Here is a 16024-nt window from a genome sequence, read left to right as displayed (position 1 = left end):
CTGGTCGCGGTTTACTCCAACGAGCGCCGTCCATCCATCGAACGGTGCTCCCGGGGAATGGTGTCAGATCAACGACGGAGCATGGGCTGCTGCCCGACGCTCGCCCCCCGAAACCCGGACCCCGGCATGCCGTTGCCCTGGTTGCGAGCGACGACCGACCCCAACCCTACCGGCCCATATGTACGAGGGTCAGTGCTCAGGTGACTCAACAGGCGCCGAAGTGACCAGTTCTGTCAGTACGCCATGGCAATCCTTTGGGTGCAGGAACGTGATCCGTGACCCCATGGAACCGCGCCGGGGCTCCTCGTACAGAACGCGTACGCCCTTCCCGCGGATGTCCTCGGAGTCCGTGTCGACGTCCGCCGTGCCGAAGGCGATGTGGTGGACCCCCTCCCCGTTCTTCGCCAGCCACTTTCCCACGGCGGAGTCCTCGCGGGTGGGTTCGAGGAGCTGGAGGTAGGAGGCGCCGCCGTCGTCCGTGTTGTTGATCTTCAACATGGCCTCGCGTACGCCCTGCTCCTCGTTGACCTCGGAGTGGAACACCTCGAAGCCGTACGTGGCCCGGTAGAACTCGACGGTCGTGTCGAGGTCGAAGCAGGCGATCCCGATGTGGTCGATTCGCGTCAGCATGTATGTAGTGCAGCGCTAGCGCGATGGTTACGCAACGTGCGCGCGATCACACCGACGGCCCGATGACGGGGTGGACTACCGCTCAGTACATTTCAAGTAAACCCTCGTTCACTCCTCAGCTGAAACACGCTGGAAGGGGATCGCACCTCATGTCTGGAACGAACAGCACGACCTCGGTGATCGTCTCGGGCGCCCGGACGCCCATGGGACGCTTGCTGGGCTCCCTGAAGTCCTTCTCCGGAGCCGACCTCGGCGGCTTCGCGATCAAGGCCGCCCTCGACCGTGCGGGTATCGGTGGCGACCAGGTGCAGTACGTGATCATGGGCCAGGTGCTCCAGGCCGGGGCAGGGCAGATCCCGGCACGCCAGGCCGCCGTCAAGGCGGGCATCCCCATGAGCGTCCCGGCGCTCACCATCAACAAGGTGTGCCTCTCGGGCCTCGACGCCATCGCGCTCGCCGACCAGCTCATCCGTGCAGGTGAGTTCGACGTGATCGTCGCGGGCGGCCAGGAGTCCATGACCAACGCCCCCCACCTGCTCCCCAAGTCCCGCGAGGGATACAAGTACGGCGCGATCGAGATGCTCGACGCGATGGCCTACGACGGCCTGACCGACGCCTTCGAGAACATCGCGATGGGCGAGTCCACGGAGAAGCACAACACACGCCTCGGCATCGCCCGCCCCGAGCAGGACGAGGTGGCCGCCCTCTCCCACCAGCGGGCGGCAGCCGCCCAGCAGAACGGCGTCTTCGAGGCCGAGATCACCCCGGTCGAGATCCCGCAGCGCAAGGGCGAGGCCGTCGTCTTCAGCAAGGACGAGGGCATCCGCGCGGAGACCACGGTCGAGTCGCTCGGCAAGCTGCGCCCGGCGTTCACCAAGGACGGCACGATCACCGCCGGCACCTCCTCGCAGATCTCGGACGGTGCGGCGGCCGTGGTCGTGATGAGCAAGACCAAGGCGCAGGAGCTGGGCCTGGAGTGGATCGCCGAGATCGGCGCCCACGGAAATGTGGCGGGACCCGACAACTCGCTCCAGTCGCAGCCCTCCAACGCGATCCTGCACGCCCTCAAGAAGGAGGGCCTGGAGGTCGAGAGCCTGGACCTGATCGAGATCAACGAGGCCTTCGCCGCCGTCGCGGTCCAGTCAATGAAGGACCTCGGGGTGTCCACGGAAAAGGTGAACGTCAACGGCGGAGCCATCGCCCTGGGCCACCCCATCGGCATGTCGGGCGCCCGCCTGGTCCTGCACCTGGCCCTGGAGCTCAAGCGGCGCGGCGGCGGGGTCGGCGCGGCGGCGCTGTGCGGCGGCGGCGGTCAGGGTGACGCGCTGATCGTGCGGGTACCCAAGGCCTGAGCACGTCGTACGGATATCTCTAGGAACGGAGCTGTGATGGAGGACGTCGCCTCGCTGGTGGCCCAGGCCAGGGAAGGCCGGCCGCGGGCCGTGGCCCGGCTGATCTCCCTGGTGGAGGGGGCGTCCCCCCAGCTCAGGGAGGTCATGGCGACGCTCGCACCGCTGACCGGCGGAGCCTACGTCGTGGGCCTCACCGGATCGCCGGGCGTGGGCAAGTCGACGTCCACGTCCGCGCTGGTCACGGCGTACCGCAAGCAGGGCAGGCGGGTCGGCGTCCTGGCCGTCGACCCGTCCTCGCCGTTCTCGGGCGGCGCCCTGCTCGGCGACCGCGTCCGCATGTCGGACCACTCCTCCGACCCCGGCGTCTACATCCGCTCGATGGCCACCCGCGGCCACCTCGGCGGCCTCGCCTGGTCCGCCCCGCAGGCCATCCGCGTCCTCGACGCGGCGGGCTGCGACGTGATCCTGGTCGAGACGGTCGGGGTCGGCCAGTCGGAGGTCGAGATCGCCTCCCAGGCCGACACCTCCGTCGTGCTCCTGGCCCCGGGGATGGGCGACGGCATCCAGGCGGCGAAGGCCGGAATCCTGGAGATCGGCGACGTCTACGTCGTCAACAAGGCCGACCGCGACGGCGCCGACGCCACCGCCCGCGAGCTGAACCACATGCTCGGCCTCGGCGAGTCCCGCGGCCCCGGCGACTGGCGCCCCCCGATCGTCAAGACGGTCGCCTCCCGCTCCGAGGGCATCGACGAGGTCGTGGAGGCCCTGGAGAAGCACCGGGCGTGGATGGAGGAGCACGGCGTCCTCGCGGAGCGCCGCGCGGCCCGGGCGGCCCGCGAGGTCGAGACGATCGCGGTCACCGCGTTGCGGGCCCGCATCGGTGACCTGCACGGGGACCGACGGGTCGGTGCTCTCGCGGAACGGGTCGTGGCAGGCGAGCTGGATCCGTACAGGGCGGCGGACGAGCTGATCGCGGGGATCACAGAAGGTTGATCGCGGGGATCACGGAGGGGTGATCGCGGGGATCATCGACGGCTAACCCGATGGTCAACGGCCGTGTCCCGTTGGTACGTTGACCGCATGTTCCTCCTCTTGGCCTAGGGCCCGCCTCGGCCCGCGCACGGCAGCGACCACATCGCATCGCCGTCGCGGCGCACAGGCGTCCCCTTTCCCTGCCTCCAGTTGAGGAACCTCTCGCATGTCCGCGTCTTCTTCCACGCCGACTTCGGCGTGCCCTTCGTATGCCGTCGTGCTCCAAGTCCCGTACGCCCGCCGCACGTTCGCCGCCGCGCTCGTGGGCCGGCTCTCGTACGGCATGGTCTCGCCGGCGGTCATGCTCGCGGTCGTCCGCGCCACCGGCTCCTACGCCGCCGCCGGCACGGTCATGGCCGTCTTCGGCACCGCGACCGTCCTCCTGCTGCCCCTGCGCGCGGCCCTGGTCGACCGCCACGGCCCCCGCCGCGCCCTCCTCCCCATGGCGATGCTCTACGGCGGTCTCCTGTGCGTCCTCGCGGCGGTGACGTGGCGCCCCGGAACGCCGGTTGTGGTGCTCGGCGCGGTGGCCGCGCTCACCGGCATGTGCGCGCCCCCGCTTGGACCCACGATGCGCTCCGTGTGGGCCGAACTCGTCGGTGACCGTGGGCTGTTGCAGCGCGCGTACAGCCTCGACGGCGTCGCGGAGGAACTCCTGTACGTCGTCGGCCCGTTGGCGGTCGGCGGTGTGCTCGGCTTCGCTCCACCGGCCGCCGGGGTCCTGCTCAGCGCGGCCCTGATCGTGACCGGGACGTTCGCCTTCGTCAGGTCACCGGCGCTGTCCGGTGCGCGCGTATCCGCGGGCGCCGGGCGGGGGTTGAGGCTCACCAGGGTTCGCGGGCTGCTCGGTCCGGTTGTCGTGGCCGGGGGGATGGGCCTCGCGTTGAGTGCGGTCTATCTGTTGGTGATGGCGTTCGTGGAACAGCGGGGGTACGGCGACGACGTGGTGCCCTGGGTACTGGCCGCGGTGTCGGCGGGCAGTGCGGTGGGTGGGCTCCTGAACGGCGCGGTGAACTGGCGTGTGGCCGCGCGGGTTCGGCTTTCGGGGGCGTCGCTGGGGCTCGGTCTGGCGTTGGCGGCGGCGGGGTGTGCGCCGGGGCTGCTGTCACTCACCGTGGCGGTGGGGTGTGCGGGGTTCTTTGTGGCACCGGCGTTGACCACGGCGTATCTGCTGGCCGACGAGGTGGCTTCACCGGAGGCGCGGACGCAGGCGGGGGCGTGGGTCAACATGGCGGTGAACGCGGGGAGTTCGGGTGGGTCGGTGGTGACGGGGCTGCTTGTTGGGCGGGTGCCATTGGGGGTTTGTTTTGTGGTCGCCGGGGTGGTGGCTGGGGGTGCGGGGGCTGTGTCTTGGCTGCCGGTCCGTCGTGGCCGGTCGCGCCCACGCGGCGGAGCCGCGAAGTGACACAGTCCCGCGCCCCTGAAAAACAAGGGTGATGCGGAAGGCCGGAGCTCATTGCGAACTCCGGCCTTCCGCTCAACTGCTTGTTGTCAGGGACGTCCCCGCTGGCCCCGAAGGTGTTCCGCGATCGGCTTCAGGGTCTTGCTCAGGTCGGACAGGCCCTCGGGCGTGGCGAGGTCGATGAAGTGGCGCCGTACCGAGGCGACATGGTGGGGCGCGACCTTCTTCATCGTCTCCAGGCCGTGCTCGGTCAGCACCGCGTACAGGCCCCGGCGGTCCGACTCGCAGTTCTCACGGCGGACCAGGTCCGCGTTCTCCATGCGGGTGATCTGGTGCGAGAGGCGGCTCTTGGACTGGAGGGTGGCGGCCGCGAGGTCACTCATCCGCAGCCGTACGCCTTCCGCCTCGGAGAGATTCACCAGGATCTCGTAATCGTTCATCGTCAGGCCGAACGGCTGCAGATCCTTCTCGAGTTGGTACGTCAGCAGCCTGTTGACCTCCAGGTGGGTGCGCCAGGCGCACTGCTCCTCTTCGGTCAGCCAGCGCGTGGCCGTCTCGGTCTCCATGAATGAAGTCTACCTAAAATGTTGAAAGGCGAACTAGTGAGGGTGGCGTGACGGCGCGCACATGTTCGACGTCACACTCCGCAGACTACCGCTCACAGCCCGAAGCGACGCTGGAGGTCCCCCAGCTGTCCGGGAAGGCGCGGTGCGCCCGCTTGCTGTGCGGGGCCTGTGGGGGTCCCGCCCCCACCCGGTACCCCGGGCTCGTGCGGGACAACCCCTGTGGCCTGCTCGGCCATCAGTGCCTCGGACGACTGGAGCAGCACCGTGCCCGCGCCGACGAACTCGAACTGGTGCTCCTCGCCGGAGGCCCCGCCGATGCCCGTCATCGCACGTAGGCCGCCCATCAGGCCGGTCATGTACGCATGGTCGTAGTGATGGCAGGGGGAGGGGCAGTCGGCCCAGCCGACGAGGGCCTGCGGGTCCACCCGGATCGGGGGTTCCATGAACACCACCGGGCCGCTCGACGCGGCCACGATCTTGCCGGTTCCGATGAGTGTCAGGAAGCCGGGAACAATCGACTGCTTGAGAGCGAGACTTGGCTGAAAAGCGAGCAGGTTGCCCGAGCGAATGGTCATGTTGGCGTCAACGAGGTCGTACGCGTTGACGTCGAAGGCCCGGTCGGCGAGCAGCATCTTGCCCGAGCCGTCCGCCACGACCCAGTCGCTCGCGTGCAGAGGCGAATGGAAGGACGTACGGACAAGTCGGTCGAGTCGCCCGTGCCCGATGCCGTTGAACTCCATCGAGCCGTAGTAGGCGATCATCTTCCCCTTCTGCAGGAACCACTGGCTCCCCTTGAGCTCCACGCAGAAGGTGTACTTGTTGACGTTGTCGTCGACCGGGAGGGTCATCGGGTCGTAGATCGTGGGGCCGGACCCCGCGTACTGGCTCACAGCTTCTCCTCCGACGCCTGGACGTACACCGCGCCGCTGCCGCTCAGCTCCAACTGGAACGCCTCGCCGGAGCCCCGGCCCACCATGTCGCGCCAACCGAGCGCCGTGGACAGCTTGTTGCGTACGTCGCCGTGGTGGGCGACGTAGGCCTGCGGGTCGACGTGGACGGGACGGCCGGGGGTGATCGGGACCTCGAAGACACCGCCGTGGGCCATCACGGCGACCGAGCCCTGCCCCTGGAGGGTGGTCGTGAACAGGCCCTGGCCGGTGACCTGGCCGCGGACCATGCCCATGACGCCGCCCTGCGAGCCCATGAACATCGTGCCCTGCCGGAGGGTGCCCTCGAAGGCGAGGAGGCGGTCGGCCTCCACGTAGAGGGTGTCGCCGGTGAGGTTGATGATCTGGATGTGGTGGCCGCCGTGACCGAACATCACGGTGCCGCTGCCCTCGACGGTCATCAGGGGGGTCGCCTCGTTCGCCACCCGGCGCCCGAGCATCGACATGACGCCGCCCTGGCCGCCCTGAATGTTGGGGGTGAAGGAGACGTCGCCCTTGTACGCGAGCATCGCGCCGCGCTGACTGAACAGCCGCTGCCCCGGCATGACGGTGGCCTGGATCATCTTCGAGTTGATCTCGGTGAACGTCATGTCACACGTCCCCCGCGATCGTGTTCCGCTCGCTGGGCTGGACGTAGACGAGTCCGTCGCCCTCGAAGCGGATCTGGAAGGCCTCGCCGCCGCCCTCCCCGAAGAGCGTGCGGAAGGTCACACCCGACTGGAAGGACTGCTGGAGGTTCCCCTGGTGCGCGATGTACGCGCCGGGGTCGACGGTCAGCGGGTACTGCCGGCTGACCCGGAGCACCACCGCCGGTCCGTCCGACATGATCGCCGCCTGGCCATGTCCTTCGACGGTCGTCGTGAACAGCCCGTTGCCCTGCGAGGCGCCGCGCAGCCCGGTGAACGTGGTCCCCGTCCGCAGCCCGGCGTCGGTCACGAGCAGGTTGCTCGACTCGACGTACAGCTTGTCCCCCTGGAGATTCACGAGGTTGATCTCGGAGGCCCGGTCCGCGAACCAGCACGTCCCCTGCCCCCTCACCTCCATCACCGTCATCTGCTCACCGGTGAGCCGCCGGGTCACCATCCCCCGGATGCCCTCACCGCCGCCGCTCATCTTCTTGAAGGCCATCTGCCCGTCGTACGCGACCATCGAGCCGTTCTTCGCCTTCACGGCGTCCCCGGTCATGTCGACGGCGAGCACCTTGCTGCCCTGGAGTCGAAACATCGCCACGCTGCGAAGGTAACCGCACGGGCCCGGTCCAGGACAGGGCCCGTGGGTGGAGAACGACCCTGACCTGCCCCCTAGGGCAGAGCCGGCGGCGAACTCTGGGCGGGTCAGGGGCGTGCGTGTGGGGGGCGGGTCAGGGGGATTCGGGACGGGCTCGGGGTCTGTCGCGGGGCGGATCCAGGGTGAGCCCAAGGCGTGCAGCCGTGTGCGGCTACGGCGTGCCGGCGGGCGGTGTTCCAGCGTGTGGCCGGGCCGTAGGGCCGCAGTACGACGTCGTAGCCCGGTGCTACGCCGTATCGCGGGACCCTTTCAACCGGATGACCGCCGTGCCCGCGCCCAGGTCGACCGTGGACCAGGGGGGCGCGCCGTCCTCCTCGTCGTCCCGCATGATCAGCGCGCTCTGGCGTTCCTTCAGTTCGGTCTGTTTGCCCGGGGAGAGGCTCGCGTGGAGTTGCTCGAAGCCGGTCGCGGATATCTGACCTTGGCGCCCGGAGTTCCGCCAGGGGAGCATTCCGGCGCGGCCCATCTTCAGGAGCAGCTGGTCGAGGAAGGCGAGCGCGGTCAGGAGTACGACCAGTCCGGGCAGTGTCATGAAGAAAACGAACTGCACGTGCACTCCCGGGGCTCGGCTGCGGACCCCCAGTCTCGGCTCGCTCAGCCGTTTGCCACAATGGGTGAACGTTTGTGCTCGCGTTCACAAACTGTGGACGTCTCCCTCACCGAAGGTGACCTGTGGACATCAAGACCGCCACCGCCATCCGCCGCCTCCGCCTGGTGTCGGCCCCCGAGGCCGTGTCCTTCCTCCTCCTGCTCGTCTGCTCGGTGCTGAAGCGGACCACGGACTTCAACGCGGTGCCCGTCATGGGCATGGTCCACGGTGTCCTCTTCATCCTCTACGTCCTCTTCTGGATCGACGCCTGGAACCGCACCAAGTGGGGTGCCAAGACGGCGGCCTTCTACTTCGTCCTCTCCGTGCTGCCCACCGGCGGTTTCTTCGCCGAGCGCAAGCTCAAGCGCGAGGCCGAGAACGCGGTCATCGCCTCCCGCGCCCGCCACGATGGGATCGTGAACGCATGATCGTCGCCTTCTCCGTGACACCGCTCGGTGTCGGCGAGGACGTGGGGGAGTACGTCGCCGACGCCGTCCGCGTGGTCCGTGAGTCCGGTCTGCCCAACCGCACCGACGCGATGTTCACCAGCATCGAGGGCGAGTGGGACGAGGTGATGGACGTGGTCAAGCGCGCGGTCGCCGCCGTGGAGGCCCGCGCCCCGCGCGTCTCCGTGGTCCTCAAGGCGGACATCCGCCCCGGCGTGACGGACGGCCTCACGTCCAAGGTGGACACGGTCGAACGGCACCTGGCGGAGTAGCGGGAGCGTTGCCGTCGGGGCGAGTCAGGGGTGTAGGGGAGCCAGGGGTGTAGGGGAGCCAGGGGGCGAGCCAGGGCTTGAGGCCTTGAGTCAGTGCCCCCAGCACCTCACCCGACGTCAGCTCATCGGCTCGATCCACTCCGACGTTCCAGTCGAGCCACTTCGGCCCCTCCCGCTCCCCGGCACGGGAGAGCGCCGTCCCGGTGTCCCCGTCAAGGAAGACCACGACCGGGCGGACCGGCGCCAGCACGCTCGCGAGGTCGGTCATGAACGCGTCGATCGCCTCCTCGCCGTGCCCCATCGCCGGCAACGTCGGCACGAACGGCACCAGCGCGTCCGCGATCACCACGTCGTCGCCGTGAGCCGGTACCGACTCACCGAAGCGTGCGGTCGCCGCGACCAGGGTCTCCGGGCCGACCGCTCCCGTCGCCCCGAACTCCTCGGCCACCGCGGCGAATTGAGGACGGCTCAGGATTTCCTCCTCGCGGAAGTGATCCACCCGCAGCCCCGCCCCGGCGAGCGACCGGGACAGCCCGGCGCACAGCGTCGACTTGCCGACCCCGGGAGCCGCGCCCCACACCGACACCAGAACCGTCATCCCCAACTCCCCGCCACAGAACCGCAGTCGGTCACCCCACCCGCTCCAACGCCGTACTCAACCGCGACACCACCGCCAGGTCCGGCACCCGGCCCAGCCACACCACGACCTGACCGCTCGCGAACTCCCTTTGTTCGGCGGTCACTTTCGGGTCGATCGCGCACTCGGCCTGTACCTGGATGTAGTTGAGCGCGGTGGCGAAGAGCATCGAGAACGACTGCGGACCCTGTACGACGGCACGGCCCCCGGCACCCCGATACGCCCGCGCCACCCGCACGCCGGCGTCCACGTCCCCCTCGTTCCCGCCCGACCACACGAACAGGGCGCGCGCCAACTCCCGTTCCGCGGAGGCGGATCCGGCGTTGTCCCAGTCGAGGAGGACGGGGCCGTCCGGGCCGACCAGGACGTTCTGGGGTTGCAGATCGAGGTGGGACGTCACCAGGTCGGCGGGGTCGGACGGGGTCACCCAGTGCGCCAACTCCCGTGCGGGGGTGGCGATGAACCGGCCCAGCGCGTCCGCCCACGGCAACCCCGCCCGCCGGACCTCCGCGTGCAGCGCCGCCCACTCGTCGTCCCCCGGGCACCGCTCGTACCAGGCGTCCGGCATCCCGTTCCCGCCCTCGCCCGCCCTGTGCAGCAGCGCCATGGTCCGCCCGAACCAGTCCAGGACGTCCGGGTCGGACACGTCCGCGGGGGCGCCGTCGATCCAGTCGTACAGCTTGATGTGGGAGCCGGCGGAAGAACGGGAAGCCGAGCCGGAGTCGGCAGCCGAGCCGGAACCGGAGTCGGGAGCGGAGCCGGGGTCCAGGTGGGAGACGTGCGCCCCTCCCGGTTGGGCATCAGCCGTGGCGACGCGATGCCCAGCCGCTCCGACGCCTCCCGTAACGCGGCCTCCTTGCGGACCTGGTCCTCGTCGCAGCCGAAGAGGAGTTCCTTGACGGCCCATGAGGAACCGTTGCCGGACAGCTTCCAGATCTGGCCCAGCGCGCCCCGGGTGACGGGTGTCAGCGTCCACGGTCCGGCGCCGAGCGCGTAGGTCTCGGCGACGAGATCGGCGGTGTCGTGCATACGGGTGCCTCCCGGGACGCTGCTGAGGATCATGACCGGGGCATTCTCCCCGAGCCGCCCCCGCACCCCTCTCCGCCCCCGCACCCCGTTCCACCGCGGGAAGCATCCCGTTCCACCGCGGGAAGCGTCCCGCTCCACCGCCGGAGGCACCCGTTCCGCCGCCGGGGGCAACTCCCCACCCACCTGGACGCACCCAGTTCGACATGCCCCAGTATGTCCACTTGTGTGTGGGTATCGGCCTGGTCGATCTTCGGAACCCAACGGATGGTTCCCCGGTCCCCGGGCGTCGATCACTCCTCAATCATTGGAGGGCGCTGTGCGGCCGGAGGGCTACGACTACGACACCTACAGCCGACTGGCCGGACCGCTCACGGAGCCGTCCGGTGCGTCGTACCAGGTGCAGTACACCTCGCTCCTCTCGCGCGAGCCCCACCGAATACGCGCTGTCCTCCTGATGAGCCTCGCCCCGGTGCTCACCGCCGCCCTGCTCGTCTATCTCGTCTGGCCCTCCCACTGGGTCGAGCGCGAGGGCGGTCAGGAGTGGATGGTCGGGCTCGACATCACGATGCTGATAGCCATCGGGCTCATCGAGCTGTTCATGGTCGTCAACGTCGCCTCCGTCGCCCACGCCACGCTGGTCGCCCGCGACCCGATCCCCGTCGTCCCCGCCGCCGGCACCCGCGTCGCCTTCCTCACGACGTACGTCCCGGGCAAGGAACCCCTCTCCATGGTCCGCGCCACCCTCGAAGGCGCGGTCAACGTCACGCACACCGGCCCGGTGGACGTCTGGCTCCTCGACGAAGGTGACGACGAGCAGGCCAAGGCCCTGTGCGCCGAGTTGGGCGTACGGCACTTCACGCGGCACGGAGTTCCCGAGTGGAACCGCCCCAAGGGTGTCCACAAGGCCCGTACGAAGCACGGCAATTACAATGCCTGGATCGCGATGCACGGCGGCGACTACGAGTTCTTCGCCTCCGTCGACACCGACCACGTGCCGCTCCCCAACTTCCTTGAGCGCATGATGGGTTACTTCCGCGACCCGGACGTCGCCTTCGTCGTGGGACCGCAGGTGTACGGGAACTACCACAACCCCGTCACCAAGGCCGCCGAGTCGCAGCAGTTCCTCTTCCACGCGCTGATCCAGCGCGCCGGCAACCGCTACCGCGCCCCCATGTTCGTCGGCACCAACAACGTCGTACGGATGGCCGCCGTCAAGCAGATCGGCGGGCTCTACGACTCCATCACCGAGGACATGGCCACCGGCTTCGAACTCCACCGGCACCGCAACCCGTTGACCCGCACGCACTGGCGGTCCGTCTACACACCCGACGTGCTCGCGGTGGGGGAGGGGCCGGCCTCCTGGACCGACTTCTTCACGCAGCAGATGCGGTGGTCGCGCGGCACGTACGAGACGCTCATCAAGCAGTACTGGAAGGCGCCGTTCACGATGCCTCCGGGGCGGCTCTTCTCGTACACGATGATGCTCGTCTACTACCCGATGACGGCCGTCAACTGGCTGCTGGGCATCATGAGTTGCTTCCTGTTCCTGTGGTTCGGGGCATCCGGCACCCAGGTCGCCGCCTCGGTGTGGCTGATGCTCTACAGCGACGCCGCCGCCCTTCAGATCGGGCTCTATCTCTGGAACCGGCGGCACAACGTCTCCCCGCACGAGCCGGAGGGCTCCGGTGGTCTCGCGGGCATGGCGATGTCCGCGCTCTCCGCGCCGATCTATCTGAAGTCCTTCGGCGAGGCGCTCATCCGTCGGCCCAGCCGGTTCGTCGTCACCCCCAAGGGCGGCGACGCCAGCCCGGACCGGGTGATGACCTTCCGCATCCATCTCTTCTGGGCGATCCTCCTGGCGACCTCGCTGGCCGCCTCGGTGATCCTCGACCACACCCACGCGGCCATGCGCACCTGGGCTGTCCTCGCGATGCTCATCTCCCTTGCCCCGCTGGGGGTTTGGGTCGGCTCGCTGCTCAAGGAGCGCCGGGAACGCCGGTCGCTGCTCGGCGGCGCGCGCACCCTCGACACCGCCGAGCCCGCGCTCGCCACCACCGGGGCCGGTCCGTCCGTCTCCAGCACCACGACAGGGGGCAACTAGACCATGGCCTTCCAGCCGTCCCAGAAAACCAGGAAGACCGTCCTCGGCATCGGCGGGATCGCCGTCCTGGCCGGTCTCAACGCCCCGGCCGCCCTGGACTTCGCCGGCGAGCAGTACCACGAGTACAAGATCACGCGGCAGGGCTACATGGCCAAGTACGGCTCCTGGGACCAGATCGACATCCCGAAGGAGTACCGCACCAACGCCATCCACGCCTCGCTGCTGCACACCGGCAAGGTGCTGATCGTCGCGGGCTCCGGCAACGAGCAGAAGAAGTTCAACGCCGGGTCCTTCGACACCGTCCTGTGGGACCCGAAGGCCAACACCTTCAAGAAGATCCCGACCCCGGTCGACTTCTTCTGCGGCGGACACAGCCAACTCCCCAGCGGCAACCTCCTGGTGGCCGGCGGCACCGCCCGCTACGAACTCCTCGACGGCGAGGTCAAGCGGGCCGGCGGCGGTATGCGCGTCAAGAACGAGAACCCCAACAAGCCGATGTTCCTCAAGAAGGGCACCCGCTTCCGCTCACCGGCCGGCGTCGACTACATGACCAAGTTCGACGTCACCGTCCCCAAGGCCAAGCGCGAGTTCAAGGTGACGTACAACGCCCGCGGTGTGATGCAGCCCTGGCAGACCAAGGTCACCGCGAGCGAGGTCCGCGTCTTCGTCGAGGCCGCCGAGGCGGGGCCCATGTCGGTCACGGAGAACCAGGCCCAGTACGACATCGTCGGCCTCAAGGGCATCGACGCGAACAACACGTACGGCCTCTCCGAGAAGATCACCCTGGAGAAGCAGGACTACCAAGGCATCCGCGCCGCCTACGAGTTCGACCCGAAGGCCGAGCGGTACATCTCCGTCGACCCGATGGAGAAGGCCCGTTGGTACCCGACCCTCGTCGGCCTCGACGACGGCCGCGTCCTCGCCGTCTCCGGCCTCGACGACGTCGGCGTGATCGACCAGGGCGACAACGAGATCTACGACCCGAAGACCAAGAAGTGGACCCCGGGCCCCAAGAGGTACTTCCCCACCTACCCGGCCCTCTTCCTCACCAAGGGCGGCAAGCTCTTCTACCCCGCCTCCAACGCCGGTTACGGACCCGCCGACAAGGGCCGCGACGCCGGACTCTGGGACCTGAAGACCAACAAGTTCACCAAGGTGGCGGGCCTCAGCGACCCCGACGAGACCGAGACCTCGTCCTCGCTCCTGCTGCCGCCCGCACAGGACCAGAAGGTGATGATCCTCGGCGGCGGAGGCGTCGGCGAGTCCAAGAAGTCGACCTCACGCACCGCGGTCGTCGACCTCAAGCAGGACAGCCCCGTCTTCAAGGACGGCCCCAACCTCCCCCAGGGCACCCGGTACTTGAACAGCGTGATCATGCCGGACGACTCGGTCTTCACCACCAACGGCTCCTCGGACTACCGCGGCCGCAGCGCCAGCAACATCCACAAGGCGCAGTTCTACGACCCGAAGGGCAACGCCTTCCGCGAGGCCGCCGCCCCGATGGTCGGCCGCAACTACCACTCCGAGGCACTGCTGTTGCCCGACGGCAGAGTCGTCACCTTCGGCTCCGACCCGCTCTTCGACGACCAGGCCAACACCAAACTGGGCCACTTCGAGCAGCGCATGGAGATCTTCACCCCGCCCGCGCTCCACAAGAACGGCACCAACAGGCCGGTACTGCAGGACGGTCCGGAGACCCTGGACCGGCACCACCGCGCGACCTTCCGCACCGACCACCCCGACCGCGTCGTCAAGGCCCGCCTGATGCGCCCGAGTTCGGTCACGCACACGACGGACGTCGAGCAGCGCTCCATCGAGCTCGGCCTCGTCAAGGACGGCAAGTCGGTGACGGTGGACGTACCGAACGACCGTGCCCTGGTGCCGCCCGGCTGGTACATGCTCTTCGTGACGGACGCGCAGGGCACGCCGTCGGAGGCCAAGTGGATCCAGGTGAACTGAAGTCGGTGAACCGCCGGTCTACGCCTTGGAGTTGCGTGCCAGCTCCAAGGCGTACTCCGGCCACCACTGCCCCGCGTCGGGACCGCCCTCACAGGTGCCGTCCGAGGCGCCGGGCCGCTTGATCCACAGGTAGGCGTCCAGGGACTGCTCGCCGGTGTCGGTGGTCGGCCGGGTGCCCAGACCCCGGCCCGGCGGATTGCACCAGGCGCCGGCCAGCGGCCCGTTGCCGTTGCGGCTGGTGTCGACGACGAAGTGCTTGCCGCCGAGGTTCCGCGACAACTGGACGCCGTACTTCTTCGTCACCGCGTCCGTCTGGAAGTTCGACACGTTGAGGGAGAACCCGTCGGCCTCCTCGACACCGGCCCGCTTCAGCGGCTCCACGAGCTTCCAAGGGTCCCTGATCCAGGCCGGGTTGCCCGCGTCGAGATACACCCTCGTCCCCGACTGCTGCTTCAGCCTCACGACCGCCTCGCTCAGCAACTGCTCCCGCTCGCCCTGGTATTCGCCGGGTGTGCAGCCGTCCACCATGTGCGCGACGGCATCGGGCTCCAGCACGACCAGCGCCTTGGAACTCCCCAGCGCCTCGGCGAACTTCCCGATCCACGCCCGGTACGCGTCCGCGTCCACCGCCCCGCCGGCCGAGTGCTGACCGCAGTCGCGGTGCGGAATGTCGTACGCCACGAAGACCGCCGTACGACCCTCCTGGCGCGCGGCCGCCGTCGCCGCCTTGATCACCGGGCCGGGGTCGATCTCGCCGGCCGGCCACAGCGCGGCCGGCTCGTCGGCGATCCGCTTGAGCAGGGCGGCGTCCTGCGTGCGACCCTCCCGCTCCCACATCTGGATCTGCTCGGCCGCCGGGCTCGCCGGGTCGACCCAGAAGGTCATGTCGCCCGCCGGACCCTTGGACCGGGCACCGGCGACGGAGGCCTCGTCGACGTCGGACGCGGACGAACAGCCCACCGCGAGCCCGAGGACCGTGAGCGCCGCGAACGTGCGGATCAGCCGGGACATGCTGCTCCCTTGCGCAAGAGGGATATTCAGTGACAATCAGTCAGTAATCCTGGCACAAGGCGCACGGCCTGCTCCGATACGACACCGGGCACACGGGTACGGCCTCGCGGGACCGGAAGCGGGCACGCGAGCGGGGTTCCCGGACCGATGGGCGAGACGGGGCTGACCACGATGTGACCGGCCGGTAAGGTCTGGTGCCGTGTCAAAGCCGCTCAGTCTTCCTTTCGACCCCATCGCCCGCGCCGACGAACACTGGAAACAGCGCTGGGGAAACGTGCCGTCCATGGCCGCCATCACCTCGATCATGCGGGCGCAGCAGATCCTGCTCGCCGAGGTCGACGCGGTCGTCAAGCCGTACGGACTGACCTTCGCGCGCTACGAGGCACTGGTCCTGCTCACCTTCTCCAAGGCGGGCGAGCTGCCGATGTCCAAGATCGGCGAGCGGCTCATGGTGCACCCCACGTCCGTGACGAACACCGTGGACCGGCTGGTCAGGTCCGGCCTCGTCGCCAAGCGCCCCAACCCCAACGACGGCCGCGGCACCCTCGCCTCCATCACCGACAAGGGCCGCGAGGTCTGCGACGCGGCCACCCGCGACCTCATGGAGATGGACTTCGGTCTCGGGGCCTACGACGCCGAGGAGTGCGGGGAGATCTTCGCGATGCTGCGGCCGCTCAGGGTCGCCGCGGAGGACTTCGACGAGGAGTGACCCGGGGGCTCGGTCGGGGGTCGACCCGGGGAAAGATCGCCCGGAACGGGTGGTT

At 69.0% G+C, this 16024-nt stretch carries 16 protein-coding genes and 1 pseudogene; 8 read left to right on the top strand and 9 right to left on the bottom strand.

Features of this window, described 5'->3' with window-relative positions; all coding sequences use genetic code 11:
* Positions 1-189 precede the first annotated feature (189 nt).
* The gene (gene mce / locus OG714_RS17450; protein WP_019073152.1) at positions 190-630 is read right to left on the bottom strand and encodes a methylmalonyl-CoA epimerase; all 441 of its coding nucleotides are present in this window, start codon (positions 628-630) and stop codon (positions 190-192) included.
* Between the two features lie 149 nt (positions 631-779).
* Here mce and OG714_RS17445 point away from each other — a divergent pair, with 149 nt between their 5' ends.
* The 3 genes from OG714_RS17445 (at position 780) to OG714_RS17435 (ending at position 4419) form a co-directional block, all read left to right on the top strand.
* Positions 780-1982: an acetyl-CoA C-acetyltransferase gene (locus OG714_RS17445; protein WP_406122026.1), complete on the top strand. Its 1203-nt coding sequence runs from the start codon at positions 780-782 to the stop codon at positions 1980-1982.
* A gap of 36 nt (positions 1983-2018) precedes the next feature.
* Positions 2019-2975 carry a methylmalonyl Co-A mutase-associated GTPase MeaB gene (meaB, locus tag OG714_RS17440; RefSeq protein ID WP_406122024.1) on the top strand — a complete coding sequence of 319 codons (957 nt, stop codon included), beginning with the start codon at positions 2019-2021 and terminating at the stop codon, positions 2973-2975.
* A 205-nt stretch (positions 2976-3180) separates the two neighbouring features.
* Positions 3181-4419 carry an MFS transporter gene (locus OG714_RS17435; protein ID WP_406122022.1) on the top strand — a complete coding sequence of 413 codons (1239 nt, stop codon included), beginning with the start codon at positions 3181-3183 and terminating at the stop codon, positions 4417-4419.
* Between the two features lie 86 nt (positions 4420-4505).
* Here OG714_RS17435 and OG714_RS17430 read toward each other — a convergent pair whose 3' ends face one another.
* From OG714_RS17430 to OG714_RS17410, 5 genes are all read right to left on the bottom strand, one after another.
* On the bottom strand, positions 4506-4982 hold the full coding sequence (locus OG714_RS17430) for a MarR family transcriptional regulator (protein WP_366489925.1): 477 nt from the start codon (positions 4980-4982) through the stop codon (positions 4506-4508).
* Between the two features lie 92 nt (positions 4983-5074).
* Positions 5075-5872, bottom strand: a complete 798-nt coding sequence (locus OG714_RS17425; protein ID WP_406122020.1) for an AIM24 family protein — start codon at positions 5870-5872, stop codon at positions 5075-5077.
* Positions 5869-6519 carry an AIM24 family protein gene (locus tag OG714_RS17420; protein WP_406122018.1) on the bottom strand — a complete coding sequence of 217 codons (651 nt, stop codon included), beginning with the start codon at positions 6517-6519 and terminating at the stop codon, positions 5869-5871. The genes OG714_RS17425 and OG714_RS17420 overlap by 4 nt, the downstream gene beginning before the upstream one ends.
* A gap of 1 nt (position 6520) precedes the next feature.
* A complete protein-coding gene (locus OG714_RS17415; protein WP_327407071.1) occupies positions 6521-7153 on the bottom strand; it encodes an AIM24 family protein in 633 nt (210 codons plus the stop codon).
* A gap of 289 nt (positions 7154-7442) precedes the next feature.
* Positions 7443-7766, bottom strand: coding sequence for a DUF6191 domain-containing protein (locus tag OG714_RS17410; protein ID WP_406122016.1), 324 nt, complete (start codon positions 7764-7766; stop codon positions 7443-7445).
* A gap of 122 nt (positions 7767-7888) precedes the next feature.
* Here OG714_RS17410 and OG714_RS17405 point away from each other — a divergent pair, with 122 nt between their 5' ends.
* Together OG714_RS17405 and OG714_RS17400 are read left to right on the top strand one after the other, a co-directional pair.
* On the top strand, positions 7889-8233 hold the full coding sequence (locus tag OG714_RS17405; protein WP_406122015.1) for a DUF3817 domain-containing protein: 345 nt from the start codon (positions 7889-7891) through the stop codon (positions 8231-8233).
* Positions 8230-8523, top strand: a complete 294-nt coding sequence (locus tag OG714_RS17400; RefSeq protein ID WP_406122013.1) for an MTH1187 family thiamine-binding protein — start codon at positions 8230-8232, stop codon at positions 8521-8523. The genes OG714_RS17405 and OG714_RS17400 overlap by 4 nt, the downstream gene beginning before the upstream one ends.
* On the opposite strand, the gene OG714_RS17395 is transcribed toward OG714_RS17400, so the two are convergent.
* Positions 8480-9121, bottom strand: coding sequence for a hypothetical protein (locus OG714_RS17395; RefSeq protein ID WP_406122011.1), 642 nt, complete (start codon positions 9119-9121; stop codon positions 8480-8482). The genes OG714_RS17400 and OG714_RS17395 overlap by 44 nt on opposite strands.
* A gap of 31 nt (positions 9122-9152) precedes the next feature.
* Positions 9153-10189: pseudogene (locus OG714_RS17390) on the bottom strand (phosphotransferase).
* A 316-nt stretch (positions 10190-10505) separates the two neighbouring features.
* Here OG714_RS17390 and OG714_RS17385 point away from each other — a divergent pair.
* Complete coding sequence (locus OG714_RS17385) at positions 10506-12290, top strand: glycosyltransferase family 2 protein (protein WP_406122009.1); 1785 nt, start codon at positions 10506-10508, stop codon at positions 12288-12290.
* A 3-nt stretch (positions 12291-12293) separates the two neighbouring features.
* Positions 12294-14249: a galactose oxidase-like domain-containing protein gene (locus OG714_RS17380; RefSeq protein WP_406122007.1), complete on the top strand. Its 1956-nt coding sequence runs from the start codon at positions 12294-12296 to the stop codon at positions 14247-14249.
* Between the two features lie 18 nt (positions 14250-14267).
* Here OG714_RS17380 and OG714_RS17375 read toward each other — a convergent pair whose 3' ends face one another.
* Positions 14268-15260 (bottom strand): glycoside hydrolase family 6 protein, encoded by a 993-nt coding sequence (locus OG714_RS17375; protein WP_406122006.1) that lies wholly within the window; start codon positions 15258-15260, stop codon positions 14268-14270.
* 199 nt (positions 15261-15459) lie between these two features.
* On the opposite strand from OG714_RS17375, the gene OG714_RS17370 reads away from it, so the two are divergent.
* Positions 15460-15969, top strand: coding sequence for a MarR family winged helix-turn-helix transcriptional regulator (locus OG714_RS17370; protein WP_393762694.1), 510 nt, complete (start codon positions 15460-15462; stop codon positions 15967-15969).
* Positions 15970-16024 lie beyond the last annotated feature (55 nt).

This window comes from Streptomyces sp. NBC_00989, from assembly GCF_045162655.1.
Taxonomy (GTDB): domain Bacteria; phylum Actinomycetota; class Actinomycetes; order Streptomycetales; family Streptomycetaceae; genus Streptomyces.
Note: the sequence above shows the minus strand (reverse complement) of the source record. Positions and strands in the feature narration are given on the sequence as shown.